The organism is Saccharothrix sp. S26 (genome assembly GCF_021390395.1).
GTDB lineage: Bacteria > Actinomycetota > Actinomycetes > Mycobacteriales > Pseudonocardiaceae > Actinosynnema.
Genome location: NZ_JAJUWT010000006.1, coordinates 60,754 through 76,180, shown reverse-complemented (window position 1 = coordinate 76,180; position 15,427 = coordinate 60,754). Strand labels below are relative to the sequence as shown.

General features: G+C 73.6%; 15 protein-coding genes. 1 reads left to right on the top strand and 14 read right to left on the bottom strand.

Features of this window, described 5'->3' with window-relative positions; genetic code table 11:
• Positions 1-52: 52 nt before the first annotated feature.
• Genes LZG04_RS10960 through LZG04_RS10920 form a run of 9 tightly spaced genes read right to left on the bottom strand, consistent with a single transcriptional unit; the run spans position 53 to position 8,055 of the window.
• Entirely contained in the window at positions 53-1,360 is a 1,308-nt protein-coding gene (locus LZG04_RS10960) for a zinc-ribbon domain-containing protein (protein ID WP_233815725.1), read from the bottom strand.
• Entirely contained in the window at positions 1,360-1,920 is a 561-nt protein-coding gene (locus LZG04_RS10955) for a phage tail protein (RefSeq protein WP_233815724.1), read from the bottom strand. Before LZG04_RS10955 ends, LZG04_RS10960 begins: the two co-directional genes overlap by 1 nt.
• Entirely contained in the window at positions 1,917-3,851 is a 1,935-nt protein-coding gene (locus tag LZG04_RS10950) for a putative baseplate assembly protein (RefSeq protein WP_233815723.1), read from the bottom strand. Before LZG04_RS10950 ends, LZG04_RS10955 begins: the two co-directional genes overlap by 4 nt.
• Complete coding sequence (locus LZG04_RS10945) at positions 3,851-4,261, bottom strand: GPW/gp25 family protein (RefSeq protein ID WP_233815722.1); 411 nt, start codon at positions 4,259-4,261, stop codon at positions 3,851-3,853. The genes LZG04_RS10950 and LZG04_RS10945 overlap by 1 nt, the downstream gene beginning before the upstream one ends.
• Positions 4,258-4,572 carry a PAAR domain-containing protein gene (locus tag LZG04_RS10940; RefSeq protein WP_233815721.1) on the bottom strand — a complete coding sequence of 105 codons (315 nt, stop codon included), beginning with the start codon at positions 4,570-4,572 and terminating at the stop codon, positions 4,258-4,260. The genes LZG04_RS10945 and LZG04_RS10940 overlap by 4 nt, the downstream gene beginning before the upstream one ends.
• A gap of 21 nt (positions 4,573-4,593) precedes the next feature.
• The gene (locus tag LZG04_RS10935) at positions 4,594-6,345 is read right to left on the bottom strand and encodes a VgrG-related protein (RefSeq protein ID WP_233815720.1); all 1,752 of its coding nucleotides are present in this window, start codon (positions 6,343-6,345) and stop codon (positions 4,594-4,596) included.
• Positions 6,342-7,106 carry a LysM peptidoglycan-binding domain-containing protein gene (locus LZG04_RS42430; protein WP_233815719.1) on the bottom strand — a complete coding sequence of 255 codons (765 nt, stop codon included), beginning with the start codon at positions 7,104-7,106 and terminating at the stop codon, positions 6,342-6,344. The genes LZG04_RS10935 and LZG04_RS42430 overlap by 4 nt, the downstream gene beginning before the upstream one ends.
• 22 nt (positions 7,107-7,128) lie before the next feature.
• Entirely contained in the window at positions 7,129-7,563 is a 435-nt protein-coding gene (locus LZG04_RS10925; protein WP_233815718.1) for a phage tail protein, read from the bottom strand.
• Between the two features lie 27 nt (positions 7,564-7,590).
• Positions 7,591-8,055: a hypothetical protein gene (locus LZG04_RS10920; RefSeq protein ID WP_233815717.1), complete on the bottom strand. Its 465-nt coding sequence runs from the start codon at positions 8,053-8,055 to the stop codon at positions 7,591-7,593.
• Positions 8,056-8,515: 460 nt separating this feature from the next.
• On the opposite strand from LZG04_RS10920, the gene LZG04_RS10915 reads away from it, so the two are divergent.
• The gene (locus LZG04_RS10915) at positions 8,516-9,418 is read left to right on the top strand and encodes a hypothetical protein (protein WP_233815716.1); all 903 of its coding nucleotides are present in this window, start codon (positions 8,516-8,518) and stop codon (positions 9,416-9,418) included.
• 1,050 nt (positions 9,419-10,468) lie between these two features.
• Here the strand turns inward: LZG04_RS10915 and LZG04_RS10910 are convergent.
• The 5 genes from LZG04_RS10910 to LZG04_RS10890 all read right to left on the bottom strand — a co-directional run bounded on the left by LZG04_RS10910 (position 10,469) and on the right by LZG04_RS10890 (position 15,420).
• A complete protein-coding gene (locus LZG04_RS10910) occupies positions 10,469-10,627 on the bottom strand; it encodes a DUF6760 family protein (RefSeq protein WP_176947121.1) in 159 nt (52 codons plus the stop codon).
• Entirely contained in the window at positions 10,624-11,079 is a 456-nt protein-coding gene (locus LZG04_RS10905; RefSeq protein ID WP_233815715.1) for a hypothetical protein, read from the bottom strand. Before LZG04_RS10905 ends, LZG04_RS10910 begins: the two co-directional genes overlap by 4 nt.
• A complete protein-coding gene (locus LZG04_RS10900; protein WP_233815714.1) occupies positions 11,076-11,516 on the bottom strand; it encodes a phage tail protein in 441 nt (146 codons plus the stop codon). The genes LZG04_RS10905 and LZG04_RS10900 overlap by 4 nt, the downstream gene beginning before the upstream one ends.
• A 40-nt stretch (positions 11,517-11,556) precedes the next feature.
• On the bottom strand, positions 11,557-13,080 hold the full coding sequence (locus LZG04_RS10895; RefSeq protein WP_233815713.1) for a phage tail sheath family protein: 1,524 nt from the start codon (positions 13,078-13,080) through the stop codon (positions 11,557-11,559).
• Positions 13,081-13,326: 246 nt separating this feature from the next.
• Complete coding sequence (locus tag LZG04_RS10890) at positions 13,327-15,420, bottom strand: DUF4157 domain-containing protein (protein ID WP_233815712.1); 2,094 nt, start codon at positions 15,418-15,420, stop codon at positions 13,327-13,329.
• Positions 15,421-15,427 lie beyond the last annotated feature (7 nt).

The window sequence follows — 15,427 nt, the reverse complement described above, 5'->3', positions numbered from 1 at the left end:
GGTGCTCCTCTCCATCCGTGCGCGGACCCGTCCGCGCCTGCTGCCCGCCCGGTCAGGAGCGGCGGAAGAACTCGACCTCGCCGAGCGCCACGTGCCGGCCGGCGCCCAGCCCCGCGGCGGACGTCACGACCAAGCGCACCGCGACCACGTCGCTGATGCCGGTGTCGGTGCGCTGCGGTCCCGGCTGGTCGTTGAGCGTCACCGGGATCGTGCGGGTGGCGCCGCCGGAGACCGTCACGACCAGGTCCACGGCCGTGGGCCGGGCCTGCTCGCGGAACTGCTCGGGCTGCGCCGACGCGCCGGTGTGGACGACGACCGACAGCAGCCGGAACGGCCGGTCGAAGCCGAACTCGACCGCGTCGCCCACGGCGGGCGCGCCCCAGTACCGGTTCGACAGCCCGTCCACGGCGGCCGCGGCCGGGTGGTCGGGCACCTCGGCCGTGGCGGCCGTGCGGACGGGCGCGATCGCCGCCGGTGTGGCCAGCCGGTCGCGCAGGTCCTCGAACAGCTCGACTCCCCGGGGGTAGAACAGGATGCCGGCGACCACCAGCGCGGCGACCACGAGCAGCGCGGCCAGCCGGCGCAGCCACCGGGACGTGTCGCCGTGCCGGCGCGGGCGGCGGTGACGTCCCTCGACCGGGGCCGGGGTGCCGCCCTGGAGCGGGGTGGCGCAGCGGCGGCAGAACCGGCGGCCCGGCGGGTTGGCGGTGCCGCACACCGGGCACGGCGGACCGTCCACCTCAACCTCGGTGGTCGTGCTCGGCAACGGGCGCTTGGCCTCCGGCCGGGCCGGCAGCACGGGCCCCAGCACCACGTCCGACCGCCCCTCGGCGAGGACCGCCTCCGACCCGGCGGTGGTCCGGACCCGCGCCGCTTCCGGTCGTTCGGTGGCGCGTGGTCCGGTCTCGGCGGGCGGTGTCGCGCCGTCCTCGCCGAAACGCGAGCGGACCCAGGCGCGCCAGCGGGCCCACAGGCCGGGTCGGGCGGGGTCCGCCGGCTCGCGCGCGGCGGCGACCGGTGCCGCCGGGTCCGGCGGCCCTTCCTCGATGGCCGCCTCGACCCGCGACGCCAGGGGCTCCTCCCCCGCCGGCCGCTCCGGCTGCTGTTCGACCGGGTCCTCGCCCGCTCCCGGGCCTGCGTCCGACCGCCCCGGCCCTTTCTCGACCGGGGCCTTCGCCGCTTCCCGCGCCACGGCCGGTTCCGGCGCGGACGTCCCCTGCCCGACGGGCGGGGTCGAGGGTTCCGCGGCCGGTCGGGCGGCTTCTGCGGACCACCCCAGGTAGGTTCCGCAGTTGCCGCAGAAGTCGTCGCCGTCCTGCACGGACGCGCCGCACTGCGGGCACGGGCGCACCACGGCCATCACCCCTCACCCGCGGGCGGCGCGTCCAGCACCTCGACCGCGCACCGGACGTGCACCGGGCACACCGCGCCGACCAGCGCCTCGACCCGCTCCCGGTCCACCGCACCGGACGAGCCCGGCCACACCCGCACCACGACCACCTCGGCCGCCGCACCCGGCAGCGGCGTGTCGGGTGTGCCCGACCAGCGCGCGCCGGGACCGTCCGCCACCTCCGCGCCCACCCCGAGCGACAGCTCCAGCCGCTCGACCAACCCGCGGGCCGTGCCGCGCTTGCGGTGCAGCTCCACGGCCCGGCGCACCAACGCCCGCCGCAGCGGCTCGGGCCACGCCGGGTCCAGCCCCGCCGCGACCCACGACGACAGCCACGCCAGGAAGTCCTCGGGCGCGAGCGCCGGGTCGAGGTACGCGGGCAGGTTGTCCAAGGTGGACAGCACAGCGGACAGCACGGCGTCCAGACCGGAGGTGAACCGCTGCGCGAAGTCGTCCGTCGCGTACAGCGCGGGCAGCATGTCGCCCAACGGGTGGCTGCTCGGCAGCTCCGGCAACGCCGCCCTGGTCACGGCGCACCGACCGCGACCTGGTGCTGGTGGGAGAAGACCAGCGCGTTGGGCGCGACGTCCAGCCGGTCGACCGGCGCGCCCCGCGCCCCGGTCACCGGGTTCGCCGGGAACATCCGGATCTCGTCCACCAGCAGCACCCCGGGCACCGCCTGGAGCACCGAGAACACCTCGCCGAACTGCACCGGCCTGCCGAAGCCCCACCCGCGGCCGTCCGGTCCGCCGCGCAGCGGGTTGAGGTACCGGTACAGCGCCGTCAAGGCGTCCTCGCGCACCTGGTTCGCGTCGGCCGCGGTGAGCCGGGCCACCACCGTGATCCCCTGGTAGCGCGGCGGTTCCACGACCAGCCGGGTGCCGAGCAGCCGCCGCTCGTCCAACCGGCCCGAGACCGCGGCCAGCACCTCGTCGGACGGGACGAGCTGCTCGAACCGCAACCGGTCGCCCTCGTCGGCCACCGCGTCGGGCACCACCAGCACCCGCGCCGCACCCGCCTCCCCCTCCACGGGCAGGCAGCGCACGCGGGCCAACGACGGCGCGGCCTGCCGCGCGATCAGCTCGTGGTCCTCCGCGGTGACCGCGCGGTCCTGCACCCGGAGCTGGTTCGGCGCGCGCAGCTTCGCCTCGGCCACCGTCTCGGCGTCCACGCCGCCGGTCGCGGCCTCCCGGTTCACCACCGCCGACACGTAGGGCACCGAGCTGCGCAGCACCGAGATCACGCCGCGCGCGACGTTGCCCGACCGCCCGCCGCCGGTGCGGTAGCGCGCCACCCGCAGCACCGCGCCCTTCGGCGGCACCGCGCCGTAGCGGCGCAACGTGCCGTCGGCCTCGCGGACCGCGGGCGGGAACTGGAACTCGCCGATCGACGCGTCGAGCACCACGTGCCGGTCGTCGGGCCCGGAGACCCCGAAGTCCTCGACCACCGACCAGTCCTCCCAGCCGTCGCCGGCGGAGACCTGGACGACCACCGGGTCGCCGTCCAGCAGCACCGGCGCCCTCGGCACGCGGAACCGCTGGCCGGGCACGCCGGCCGACTCGCCCAGCGGCACGTCGACCTCGGTCTCGGCGTGCTCGGCGGTGGCCGTGCCGCCGATCGTGTACGCCTCGGCCTCGCGGACGGTCGGCGACTCGGAGTAGAACGGCTGGCCGGGCACCGGCTCGGTGACCCGGCAGCGCAGCCAGCCCGCGCGCTGCCCGGCGATCACCGACGTGGTGTGGCCGGCGGGCACGTGCAGCACGACCTCGCCCGGCCGGTTCAGGCCGCCGGTGCCGTCCTCGTCCACCTCGCAGGCGGCCCAGTCCACGCCGGTCCACGCCTCCCACACCAGGGGTGGCTGCCGGGGGTCCACGCCGATGCCCTCGACACGGCTCTCCAGCCGCAGCACCACCACGCAGTTCGGCACGGCGGCGGTCAGCCCGAACAGGGTGGCGTCGCCGGGCTCGGGCGTGCCCTGGAAGCACGGCACGTCCTTGCCCGCCTCCAGGTCGCGGGTGCGGTCGGCGTGCTCGCCCGACGCGGACCTGGTCACCAGCCGCGCCAGGTCGCACGGCACGATCGGCAGTTCGCCGGTGGTGGCGAACACCGTCGCCTCGGCGGACTCCGTGCTCATGGTCGCGACCTCGGTGCCCGCGGGCAGTGACACGGTCTCCGCCTGCGGCGCGGACAGCCAGAACGTCACCCGCGCGCGGGCCGCGGTGGGCGGGAACAGGCGCACGCCGAGCAGGTCCAGGAACGCCAGGTAGTTCTTCTCCGGCACCCGGTTCAGCCGGTACACGAGCTGGTCGGTCATCTGCGCGAAGGTCTCGATGAGGGTGACGCCGGGGTCGGACACGTTGTGGTCGGTCCACTCCGGACAGCTCTGCTGGACGTAGCGCTTGGCCTCGTCCACGAACTGCTGGAAGCGGCGGTCGTCCAGGTTGGGCGCTGGGATCGCCATCAGTCGGCCTCCCCTTCCTCGGACGGGATCGTGTAGAACGGGAAGACCAGGTTGCGCTGGTCGTTGGTGGACTTCACGGTGTAGCGGATGTCGATGTAGAGCGTGCCGACGTCGACCGAGTCGAACGCCACCACCACGTCGGTCACGTCGATGCGCGGTTCCCAGCGGTCCAGGGCCGTGCGCACCTCGCGCGAGACCCGCCCGGCGGTCGCGCCGTCGGCGGTGGCGAACACCAGGTCGTGGATGCCGCAGCCGAACTCCGGCCGCATCGGGCGCTCACCCGGCGCGGTGCCGAGGATCAGCCGGATGGCCTCCTGGATCTCCTGGTCCCGGTCGACCATGCCGATGCCGCCGGTGGGGCCGACGCGCAGCGGGAAGCCCCAGCCGCGGCCGACGAAGTCGGCGCTCACAGCGCACCCCCGATCATCACGGTGCCCGGCCGGGGCGAGATCTTGGCCTTGCAGGAGGTCTCGTCCAGCGCCCCGACGGCGGCCAGGCCGCCGATGAGCACGCCCCGGCGCGCGATGGCGGGCGTCACCATGACGATGTTGGGCACGGCGTTGTGCGGCACCACGGCGCACACGTGCACGCAGTTGATCGTCGCGGCGGGTTTGCCCTCGATCAGCACCGTGAGCAGGTGGGCCGCCGAGAGCGGGTTGAGCGGCGCGCCGATCGCGCCGCCGTGCACGGTCAGGTCGCCCTGACGGGCGGCGATGGGCATGGCGGAACTCTCCTCACGTGGTCAGTTGAGCTTGATGAGGGTGCCCTTGAGCGTGAGCACGCCCACGCCTGCGTCGATGGTGATGCCGGACCTGTCGAGCGTGACGGAACCCGTGCCGGCCTTGACCGTGGCTCCGGTGCTGCTCAGGGTCACGGAGCTGAGCGCCATCGCGCCCTTCGCGCCGCGCACGGACACCTCGACCCGGTTCTGCTTGTCGTCCAGCAGGACTTCCAGCCGCTCGTCGCCCGTGACCAGCCGGACACCGGTGGCGGCCCGGCTGTCCAGCAGTTCCAACCGGTTGCCGTTGCGGTCGGCGACGGAGCGGCGGTTGACCTTGCCGCGCAGGGGGTCCACCAGGGCGCGGCCGTGCGGCGAGGGCTTGTCGACGCCGTTGTAGAGCCCGCCGATCACGTAGGGCCGGTCCAGGCTGCCCTGCTCGAAGCCGACCAGGACCTCGTCGTCCACCTCGGGGCTGAACACCCCGCCGCCGCCGACGCCGCCCCACTGCACGGTGCGGACCCAGTCCGTGACGTAGTTGTCGTCCAGCCAGGGGAACTTGAGCCGCACCCAGCCGCGCTGGTCCCGGCCGGGTTCCTTGATGTCGGTGACGATCCCGGTCGCCAGGCCGGGCACCCGCTGGCTGCGGGCGGGCGCGTTGCCGCCCGTGACCAGGCCCGCCAGGGAGCGGTCGTAGGAGGCGCTGACGGTCAACGTGGTGCGGTAGCCGGTCTCGGGCCCGAGGACGTGGCGCGCGCCGGTCACGGTGTAGCTGCCGTCGAAGTCGGGGCCGTAGCGCGCCAGCGTCACGGGGTCGCCCGCGCGGAGCTTGGGGTTGCCGTCGACCACGGCTTCCAGCTCGCCGAAGCCCGCGCCGGTGGACGCCTCCAGCGAGCGCGCCACGCGGGTCGCCTCGGCCTGGGTCGCGTAGGGGGTGTCCGTGACCAGCAACGGCGCTTTCGTGGGGAACTTCGCGTTGGCCGTGCTCGCGGCCAACCCCGGCCGGACGGTCTTGCTCGGGGTGTTGGGCTGCACCGCGACCAGCGCCTTCTTGGTGGCCACGTCCCAGCTCCGCACCTCGACGCCGTTGGCCTGGTCGGCCGTGGTGAGCACGGCGCGCAGGGAGTGGGTGTTCCTGCCGAACCGCAGCACGTGCGGGTCGCCCGCTGCGGCCGCCTTCGGGGCTTTGCTCGCGGGCGTGAGCTTGACGAACTCCAGCCGTTCCCCGCCGTCGTCCACCCGGACCACGGCGTCGTGCTCCTGGGCGAGCATCTGGAGGAAGTCCCAGTCGGAGACCCCGGCCTGGCTCAGGTGCCGGTAGGTGACGTTGGCGACGTCCAGCCGGCCCACGGTCAGGCCCGCGCCGAGGGCGACCTTGCGCACCACGGCCGACGCGGACATGTTGCGGAACGCCTGCACCTTGCGGCCGCGCATCAGGCGGTGCGCCCGGCTCATCGCCCGGATCACCACCAGCACGGCGTTGCTGTCGTAGTCCATCTCCAGCGCGGTGACCTCACCGCTGAACACGCGCTCGGCCTCGGTCGCGACGGAGGCGGCGATCGCCACGTCGATCCGGCTGCCGATCCTGACGGCGGCCCGCTGGAGCAGCTCCCGGTTCGCGTCGCGGTAGGTCAGCACCGCGCTGTCGGGCAGCCCGACGTTCTCGTCCACGACGCAGCGGACCAGGAACTTCGCCTCGTCGCCCAGCTCTCTGCCATCCACCGTGATCACCGCGCTGGCGGCGTGGCTGTCCCCCATCGCGTTCGGCGTGGTCACCGCTCCTCCTCCGTTCCACCCGCGGTGCCCGGCACCAGCAGCTCCGTGCCGGGCACCAGGACCATGGGGTCGTCGATGTCGTTGGCCTCGGCGATGACCCGCCACGCGGTGGCGTCGCCGTACTCGCGCCACGCGAGCTGGGGCAGGCTGTCCCCGGCGACCACGCGGTGCGTGCGCCGGGCCTCCCGCGAGCCGGAGGTCGGGTTCTGGCCGGGCGTGCCCGTGCCCGCCTCCTCGATGGACAGCGAGCAGGTGGCGCGCAGCGGCTTGCCGTCGACGTCGAACAGCGAGTACTCCACCGACAGGCTGGACAGCACGCCGTCGAAGGACACCGACTTGGCGGTGCCCCACTCGAAGCGCACCCACGGGCTGGCGGGCTTCTCCTTGCGCAGGCTGGCCTTCGTCGGGACGCAGGCGATCATCAGCTTCTCCACCCCCTCCTCCACCGAGTTGTCGTGCTCCGAGGTCGCGTCCAGGAACACGTCCACGCTCAACGACCGCGGGCCGCTGCCGACGAACTCCGGCAGGGAAGCCTGGTCGGCCATCCGCGCGGGCTTGCGCCGCCACTCGACGCTCTTGCTCAGCGAGAGCCGGTTGGGGTTGAACTGGAACTTGACCGTGGCCAGCCGCGCACCCGGTTTGGCCCCGCTCGTCGCCGGCGGTTCCATGATCACCAACTGCGCCTTGACGAGCCCGGAGCCGAAGTACGCCGAGACGGCCTTGCCCGTCTTCGCGACCCCGGCCTGGAACTTCGATGCCACGGTCCGCCCTCCTCGCTCGCGCTCAGTCGTCGCCGGACGCGTGGAGGCCCTCGTGGGCGAACTCCAGCGTCTCCACGGCGGCCTGGGACTGGTTCGGGTCGAAGCTGGGGCCCTGCCAGCGGACCGGGATGATGCCCATCACCTGCCAGCTCACGATCGGGGTGAGGTCCGGGGCCAGGGCGACGATCTCGCCGTCCTCGCGGTCGGCCTCCTTGAGGACCTCGTTGAACCACTTCAGGACCTTGGCCGAGTCGGCGGTCACCGGACGGGTCATGGTGATGTTGGACCAAGTGATGCGCGAGGGCAGGCTCCAGGTGAAGTTGTTGTTGCCGCCCTCGGCGTACTGCTCGACCTCCACCTGCGCGCCGAGGCCGTCGCAGGTGTGGAACATGCCGAGGTCGTCGTCGGCGATGGTCAGCCGGAAGAAGACGCTGCTGGCGAACACGTCGTCGCTCACTGGTGCTCCTTGGTCGGGCCGGCCGGCTCAGCGGCGGCGGTCGTGCAGTCGGCCGTTGCGCTCGCGGCCCTCGCGCAGCTCGGCGCGCAGGAGCCGGCCGACCGGGTCGAGCAGCCTGCGGGCCAGGTCGTCGAGGTCGAACGGGAGCTGCGGTTTGCCGTCGTCACCGCGTTCCGCGGTCGGCGGGTCGGTGCGGGCGGGGGTGGTCTTGGTGGTCTTGGTGGCCGTGGAGGCCCGCTGGACGGTCTTGGTGGACGGCCACTTCACCGGGGCGTTCCCGGCGGTCGGGCGCGGGGCATCGGCCGGCGCGGTCGCGGTCCTGTCCCGGTCGGGCGTGGTCGGCGTGCCGGAGGGGTGAGGGTGGGCGATCGACGGCAGCTTCGAGGCGTGGTCGAGCGGCTGGGGCGGGGTCGGGCGCACCACCGCCGTGGCGGTGCGCTGGTGACCGGTGTGCCGCTGGACGTGCACGCTCCGGGTGGTCGGCGCGCTCACAGGCGGCCGGCTGGGGCTGCCGGTTGACGATGGGGCCTGCTGCGGGCCTGTTGACGCGGCGGGCGTGCCCGGCCACCGGGGCCTCACGACGGGCCTTGTCGCCTTGTGGGGCAACGGTTCCGGCAGGCCCGTGCCGGTGTTGGTGGTGAGGGGGCGTTCGGCGATCAGGGGCCGCAGGCGGGTTTCGGGTTCGGCTCGGGTCGTCGCGAGCTGGGCGGTGGTCTGCCCGGCCGGGAGCCGGGTGACCGTCACCACCGGCAGCCGCTGCGGTCGCGGACCGGCTTCCGGTGCCGTGGCGGTCGCGCGCTGCACCGGCCGGTCCGGTGGCGTGGTCCGCACGGCCGGAGCCGTCCGCGGCGCGGGTGGATCGCCGTCGGGTGCCTCGCCGGCGGGTGCCTTGCTGTCAGGTGCCTTCGGTTGACGTGCCCTCACCGGCGACGCCGTGGCCGGGAGGTCCGACATGGGCTCACCGATCCCGGTGCCCCGCTTCGGACGGGCCACCGGAGGCGTCGGGGACGTGCTGCGCCGCACCACCGGGGCGTGGCTGCCGGTGGAGGCGGTCGGGGGCAGGGCCGTCAGCGGCTCGCCGAGCACCGGTGCCGAGCGCGACGCGGGTCGCCCGCCCGCCTTGGCGGCCTTCGGCTGCGCGGCACCCACCACGGGGAGCGCGCGGGCCGGTGACATCGGCGGCTTGGCGAGCGTCAACGGGGGTCGGAGCGGACTCAACTGGACGGCACTGGTGTTGGGCGACTTCGGCCCGTTGGCCGCAGCGGACGGCGCAACCGCCGCCGCGCCGGCCGATGGGGCGGACTTCGGGACGACCGGTGCCACAGGCGACACCGCAGCCGGCTTGGCAACCGACACCTCGGGCGACGCGGCGGATCGCACCACGGGCGGCGAGCCGGTGGGTGAGCCGGCGGGTGGCGGGGTGGCCCGCACCACGGGCGAGTCGGCAGGCGGCAGGGCGGACCCCGACCCAGGCGAGCCGGTGGGCGGTGTGGTTGAGCGCATCACCGGCAAGGCGGCGGACGTCGGGCCTGTCGCCGGCGGAGCGAGCGAGACAGGGGGCAGCCCGGTCAGCGGTGCGGCGGACGAGGCGGCGGACCGACCACTCGCCGAGGCTGAAGGCGGACCGACCGGCGAAGCGGAGGAGGTATCAGTAGACCCCCCGCTCGCAGGGGCCGGCCCACTCGCCGACGCCGCCGCCGAGGCAGACCCATCACTCGCCGACGTGGACGAGGCACCAGGCCGACCGCTCGGCGACTCGGCGGCAGAGCCGGCAGACCGGCCAGTCACCAAGGCGGGCGAGGCGGGCGGCTGGCTGGTCGGCGGGGCAGGCGAGGCGGCAGACCGGTTGACCTGAGAGGCCGGCGATCCGGAAGCCCGACCAGTTCGCGGGGCAGGCGAGGCGGCAGACTGGTTGGTCGGCGACGCCGGCGAGGCGGAAGCACGGCTGGTCGGCGAGGTGGACGAGGCGGGAGGTCGGCTGGTCGGCGAGGTGGCGCGCGAAACCACGAGCGGTGCGGTGGAAGCCTTCGGCCCAGCCATCCCGACTGCCCCGCCCGCCCCATCGGCCGCACCTGCCCCGCCAGTGCCACCGGCCATATCGGCGTTCCCGGCCATCCCCGCAGTCCCGAGGATCCCGGCGGTGGCGGACGTCCCCGCGATTGCGGCGGTTCGGCCGGTCCCGCCGGCCTCGGCGGTCCCGGCCGTTCCGGCACTCCCGGCAGTTCCGGCAATCTCGGCGGTCTGACCGGTCCCTGCGGTCGGGGCGTTCCGGGCAGACCGGGAGACCTGAACTGTCCCGGCAGTGCCGGCGGTCCGGGCGGTCCGGACGGTCCCGAGAGCCTGCGCGGTCTGCGCGGTCTGCGTGGTCTGCGTGGTCCGCGCGGCCTGGGTTGTCTGGGTGGTGTGGGCGGACCCGTCTGTCCCACTTGCGCCAGGGGCCCCGCGCGACCGGCCGGCCGTTCCGGTGGTCGGGGCCTTCCCGCCCACGCCACCGACCTCCCCACGCACCGCAGGCCCGCCCTCCTCCCGCCACGCCACCAGCAACGGCCCGCCGCCCGAATAGCGCGAACGTTCCGACACCTCCGGCCCGATCACCCCGCCCACCAGCCCGGACGGCGCGCTCGCACTCACCGAGTGCCCCAGCTCCCCGCCGACCCGGTGGTCACGCCAGGACGTCAGCCCGTCCCGGAACCGCAGCCCATCCCCCACCGCCACACCGCCGCGCCGGACCACCCCGGCCAACGGCGGCACGGCGCGCCAACCCCCGTCCCAGGCTGGACGAGCAGGAGCGGCGACCCGGTCGGCCTCGGGCCTCGCGGCACCCGCCCCATCCGCGCCCTCAGCCACAGAAGTCGCCTCCGCGACACGCTTCCCGCGCCGCAACCAGTCCCGGAAACCCATCGGGTCACCTCCCCTCGTTCACCCTCGTGTTGATGCGCGCGATCTCGCGGACCCAGCTCTGGCGCTCGTGGTGCGCCAGGTCGAGGATCTCCTCGCGCGGCCAGTGGAAGTGGTAGGCCACGTACGCGACCTCTTCGAGCAGCCGGTCGGCCGCGTACGTCACGATTCCCCCAGGCGACCACCCGCGAGGTCGACCTCGAACGCGGTGCCGCACGACGGGCAGGTCACGCCCGCCCGGGTGTGCCCCTCGCTGTTGATCCGCCGGTAGAAGTCCTGGAGGAACGCGATGTCGGTGGCGTACATCTGCTCGACCACCCCGGCGTGGACCTCGCGGACCGTGCCCAGTCGGGTGATGACCTGGCTGAGCAGCACCACGCTGAGGTAGCCGGGGTTCTCCTTGACCCGCAGGTCGATCTGGGGCCGCAGCTCGTCGCGCGCGGTGGCCAAGCGCATCCGGCCGTGCCGGTGCACCACGCCGTCGGGGTCGACGTAGCCCCGCGGCAGCTCGAAGTCGAACTCGGTGCGCAGCCCGCCGCGCGCCGTGCCGCGCTCCGGCTCGTCCTTGGGCTCGACCAGCTCGTCCAGCTGGTCGAGCGCGATCGTCCGCCGCCTCATTCGACCGTGATCTCCTCGAACACGAGCGTCACCTTCTCGGTGGCCGCGCTGGACTCGCCCGCCTTGAACGAGGGCCCCTCCCACTTGCTGGCCCACGCGCGGTACAGCGTCATGCGGCGGACCGTGTTGCCCTCGGTGTCCTTGACCTCGATGGTGATGTCCTGCCGGGCCGCGGTGACCGCGCCCTTCTCCAGCGTTTCCTTGAGCCAGTTGGTGAACGTGACGCTCTGGTCCAGGCCCCGGGTGAGCGTCACCTCACCGCCCTTCTGCGCGCCCGGCTGCTTGCGCAGCACCGGCTTGCCGGTCTCCGTCACCTGCGAGACCTCCACGACGTCCTCCTCGACGGTCAGCCCGCTGACCTCCTGGAGCGACTCGACGGTGAACCCGCCGAGCTGGACGCCGAAGATGTGGGTGGAAAGAGCATCGCCCTCTGCCATCGGTGGTGCCGCCTTTCTCGTTCACGCCCGCGCGGGCGGGTCATTCGCTGACGAGGCTCGTGCTGTCGGAGAACTGGGAGAGCTGGAAGACCACGAACTCGGCGGGCTTGACCGGGGCCACCCCGATCTCGCACACGACCTGGCCGAGGTCGATCGACTCGCGCGGGTTGTTCTCCCGGTCGCACTTGACGTAGAACGCCTCCGCCGGCGTGCGGCCGAACAACGCGCCCCGCCGCCACTGCTCGGTGAGGAACCCGGTGATGTTGCGCCGGATGCTGGCCCACAGCCGGTCGTCGTTGGGCTCGAAGACGACCCACTGCGTGCCCAGCAGGATCGACTCCTCCAGGAAGTTGAACAGCCGGCGCACGTTGAGGTAGCGCCACGCCGGGTCGGACGACAGCGTGCGCGCGCCCCACACCCGGATGCCGCGGCCGGGGAACGACCGCACGCAGTTCACGCCGATCGGGTTGAGCAGGTCCTGCTCGCTCTTGCTGATGTTGATCTCCAGGTCCACCGCGCCGCGGATGACCTCGTTGGCGGGCGCCTTGTGCACGCCGCGCTCGTTGTCGTTGCGGCTCCACACGCCCGCGATGTGCCCGGCGGGCGGCACGAGGGTGTTGCGCCCGTTGGCCGGGTCGAAGACCTTGATCCACGGGTAGTACAGCACCGCGTACTTCGAGTCGTAGTTGGCCTCGTCCAGCCGCCAGGTGCGGATCTTCTGCGCGTTCATCCCGGGCGGCGCGTCGAGCAGCGCGACCCGGTCGCCCATCTGCTCGCAGTGCGAGATCATCGCGAGCTGGACGGTCTTGACGCCCTCCAGGTCGATCAGGCCGCGCCGGTAGGCGCTCATGAGGTCGGGCGCGACCACCATCGTGACCTCGTCCACGCTCTCCAGGCCGCCCATGCCGGTGCGCTCGTCCGGGTCGCCCAGGTACTCCTTGGCGTCGAGCCGAGCCAGCGCCTTCGACGGCGCGGGCGCGGCGGGCAGCGCCACCTGCTGCTTGTCCGGGCGGGCGAGCGCGCCGTTGGACCGCTCGGTGACCGTGATGAGCTTGGACCGCTCGGACACCTGCGTCACGACGTAGTTCTTGACGTTCTTCTTCGTGGAGACGTCGTAGGTCTCCACGACCTTGCCGCCCTGCTTGACCAGCAACTTGAAGCGGTCGTCGGGCGGGTTCTCGCCGTCGGCGTCGGCCACCTCGACCGACAGGTCCGGGCCCGCGCCGGGCAGGGCCGCCACGTGCAGGCCGCCCAGCTCGGCCGGCGCGGGCGCGGTGGCTTCGGCCTCGGCGTCGGTCGCCTCGCCACCGACCCGCACCACGTACGCCGCGCCGCCGCCGTTGGCGAAATAGCCGTAGACGGAGTGCGGCAGGTAGGCGTCCTCGGTGAAACCGCCGAAGAGCTGGACGTACTGGTTCCAGTTCGCCACGAGGGTCGGCCGGTGGAAGGGTCCCCGCTCGGCGAAGCCGATGAAGGCGGCCACCGCGGTGCCGACGCCCTCGATCGGCCGCGCCCCGGACTGGACCTCCTCCACGTAGACGCCCGGTGAGAGGTACTGCGGCATGGTCGCTCCCTGTCTCTTCCCGCTCTGGCGGCTGCTGTCGCTCTGGCACCTCCCAGCCTGCTGCGCCCGGCCCCGCGCGGGCAGGGCTCGCGGACCCCGACCGGGGGCAGAGCCGTTGCCCTAAAAGACATCCGCGGTGCGGACGCGCCTCCGGGCACGCCGAACGGCCCCGGCGCGGTGGTGCGCCGGGGCGGGGTGGGCGCGGACGCCGTGGCCGATGGCCGGGAACGGTTCGTGCCGCTGGGCTCAGCTCTGCGGACGACGCCGAACCGTGCGACGACCGCCTTCGACGGTGGTTCGGAGGTGCTCCGGGCGCAGGAACCGCCGCAACCACCGGCCGATGGTGTCGATGAGCTTGTCGAAGTCACCGGGCAGGTCGTTGTCGGACATCGCAAGCAGCTCCTGGGCGAGACCGGTGGCCAGGGTGTTGCGGACGGCGGCGATCTGGTCGTCGGAGGCCGGGTAGGTGGTGGAGGCGTTGCCGCCACCGGCCACCGGGATGTCGACGTCGAACGTGTCGACCATGGACTGGAGGATCGTCCGAGCCTCGTCCGCCGGGGTGCCCTCCAGCGTGTCCCGCACCTCCGTCCACACGGGCTGGTCCTGGTTCGGCGTCTCCGCTTTTTCCCTGGCGCGCGCGCGGACCGCGTCGACCAGCTCCTGGTCGTCGGACTTGGCCTTCATCTCGGCGGCCACCTGCTGCCGGACCCGGTTGATCGACTGGTTCGCTTGGGCGTCGCCCGCCCACAGGTTGAACGGGTTGTTCGACAGCATGTCCAACACCCTGGTGACGGCCGCGACCAGGTCCCCGCGCAACTGCTCCGACGTCGTGCTGCCCGCCTGCGACGATCCGTGGTCGGAGTTCGGTGAAGCCACCCGGGGCGGCGTGTCGAGCTCCATCCCGCTGCCCGCCGGCGACGGCGGCGAGGTGGTGGCGGCCGCCGGCACGTCGGCCATGGACACGTCGCTGCCGCCCTGGCTCCCCGCCCCACCGATGTCCTGGCTGCCGCTCTCGCTGCCGCTCTCGGCCGCGTCGAGGTCCGCCCAGGTGGCTGGCGCGTTCAGGATCCGGATGAGGGCCCGCATCCGCTCCTTGATGTTCTCGCCGGGTGCCAGCGCGGCGTTGAAGGCGTTCTCGAACGCCCCGCGCATCGCGTGCCAGGCGATGATGTGCCGGCGGTCCTCCCCGTAGCCCGTGACGATCTGGTTGGCCTGGGTGTCCCAGCCGGGGCGACCACCGACGGTGATCTCGGTGCCCGTTCCCTCGTCGGTCGTCACGCGGTTCGCCACGACCGTCACGTCGCCGCCGGAGTTGCTCCGCTGGCGCACCAGCCATTCCATCAGGGGGCGGGTGAAGTTCTCCATTAGCGCCTCGCCGCTGAAGTGCTGGGAGTCCATCAGCTCCACCAGCTCATCGGTGGCGACGGCGAGGGCATCGGCGCTGTGCGGCAGCACCCTGATCTCGTAGGGGCCATAGCCCATGGGGATCGGGGCACCCGCGATCAGCTCGTTCCAGTCGATCCTCGCCAGCCCCACCGTGCTGCTCGTCACGTGCAGCCGCGGGTCGATGCCCCGGGCGTTGTCCTGCCGCCTGGTGCGGAGCTCGGTCCTGCCGGCGGGCAGCGGCACGGGCACTTGCAGCTCGGTGGCGCGCAGCCGCTGCTCGATCCGCTTCACGTCGTCTTTGCTCAACCCCGGCTGGACGTCCCGGATCCTCGCGAACTGGACCGGGACGCCGCCGTGGTGGCCGCCCGCCGCGCCGCCGTGGTGGTGCGGGCCGGGCGGCTCGCCGCGCAGCGCCCTGGTGGCGTTGGCCTCGGCCTCCCGCTCGTGCCGGTCGGACGGGTCGCTCACCCGCATCCCGTTGCCCTGGTCGGTGCCCTCGACCCGTCCCTCGGCCTGCTGGCGCACGTGGTCGAACTCGTGCAGCAGCGTCTTCCAGTTCTTGCCGCCGCGACCGAGCACCACGTCGCGGCCCGTGGTGTACGCGTGCGCGCCCATCTCCTCCGTCGAACGCTCCGCGGCGGCGCCGGTGTGCAGGCGCACCCCGGACAGGTCCACACCCAGCCGCGCCTCGGCCTCCGACCGCATGTCGTCGGGCACCGGCTTGCCGGGACCGCTCAGCGCTTCCCGCACGCTCGACCGCTGCACCTCGGCCCGTTCCGCCTCCGCCTCGTCGACCACCGACCGGACGAGGTCGGAGGCAGCCGAGTTGCCGACGAGGCGTTGCAGCCTCAGCACCTCGTCCACGCCGCGCCCGGCCCCGCCCGCGGCCCGTTGGGGGCGGACCCGCCGGTGAGCGTGGTCCTCGTGCTGGTGTTGGTGTTCGTGAGCGTGCATCACTGCC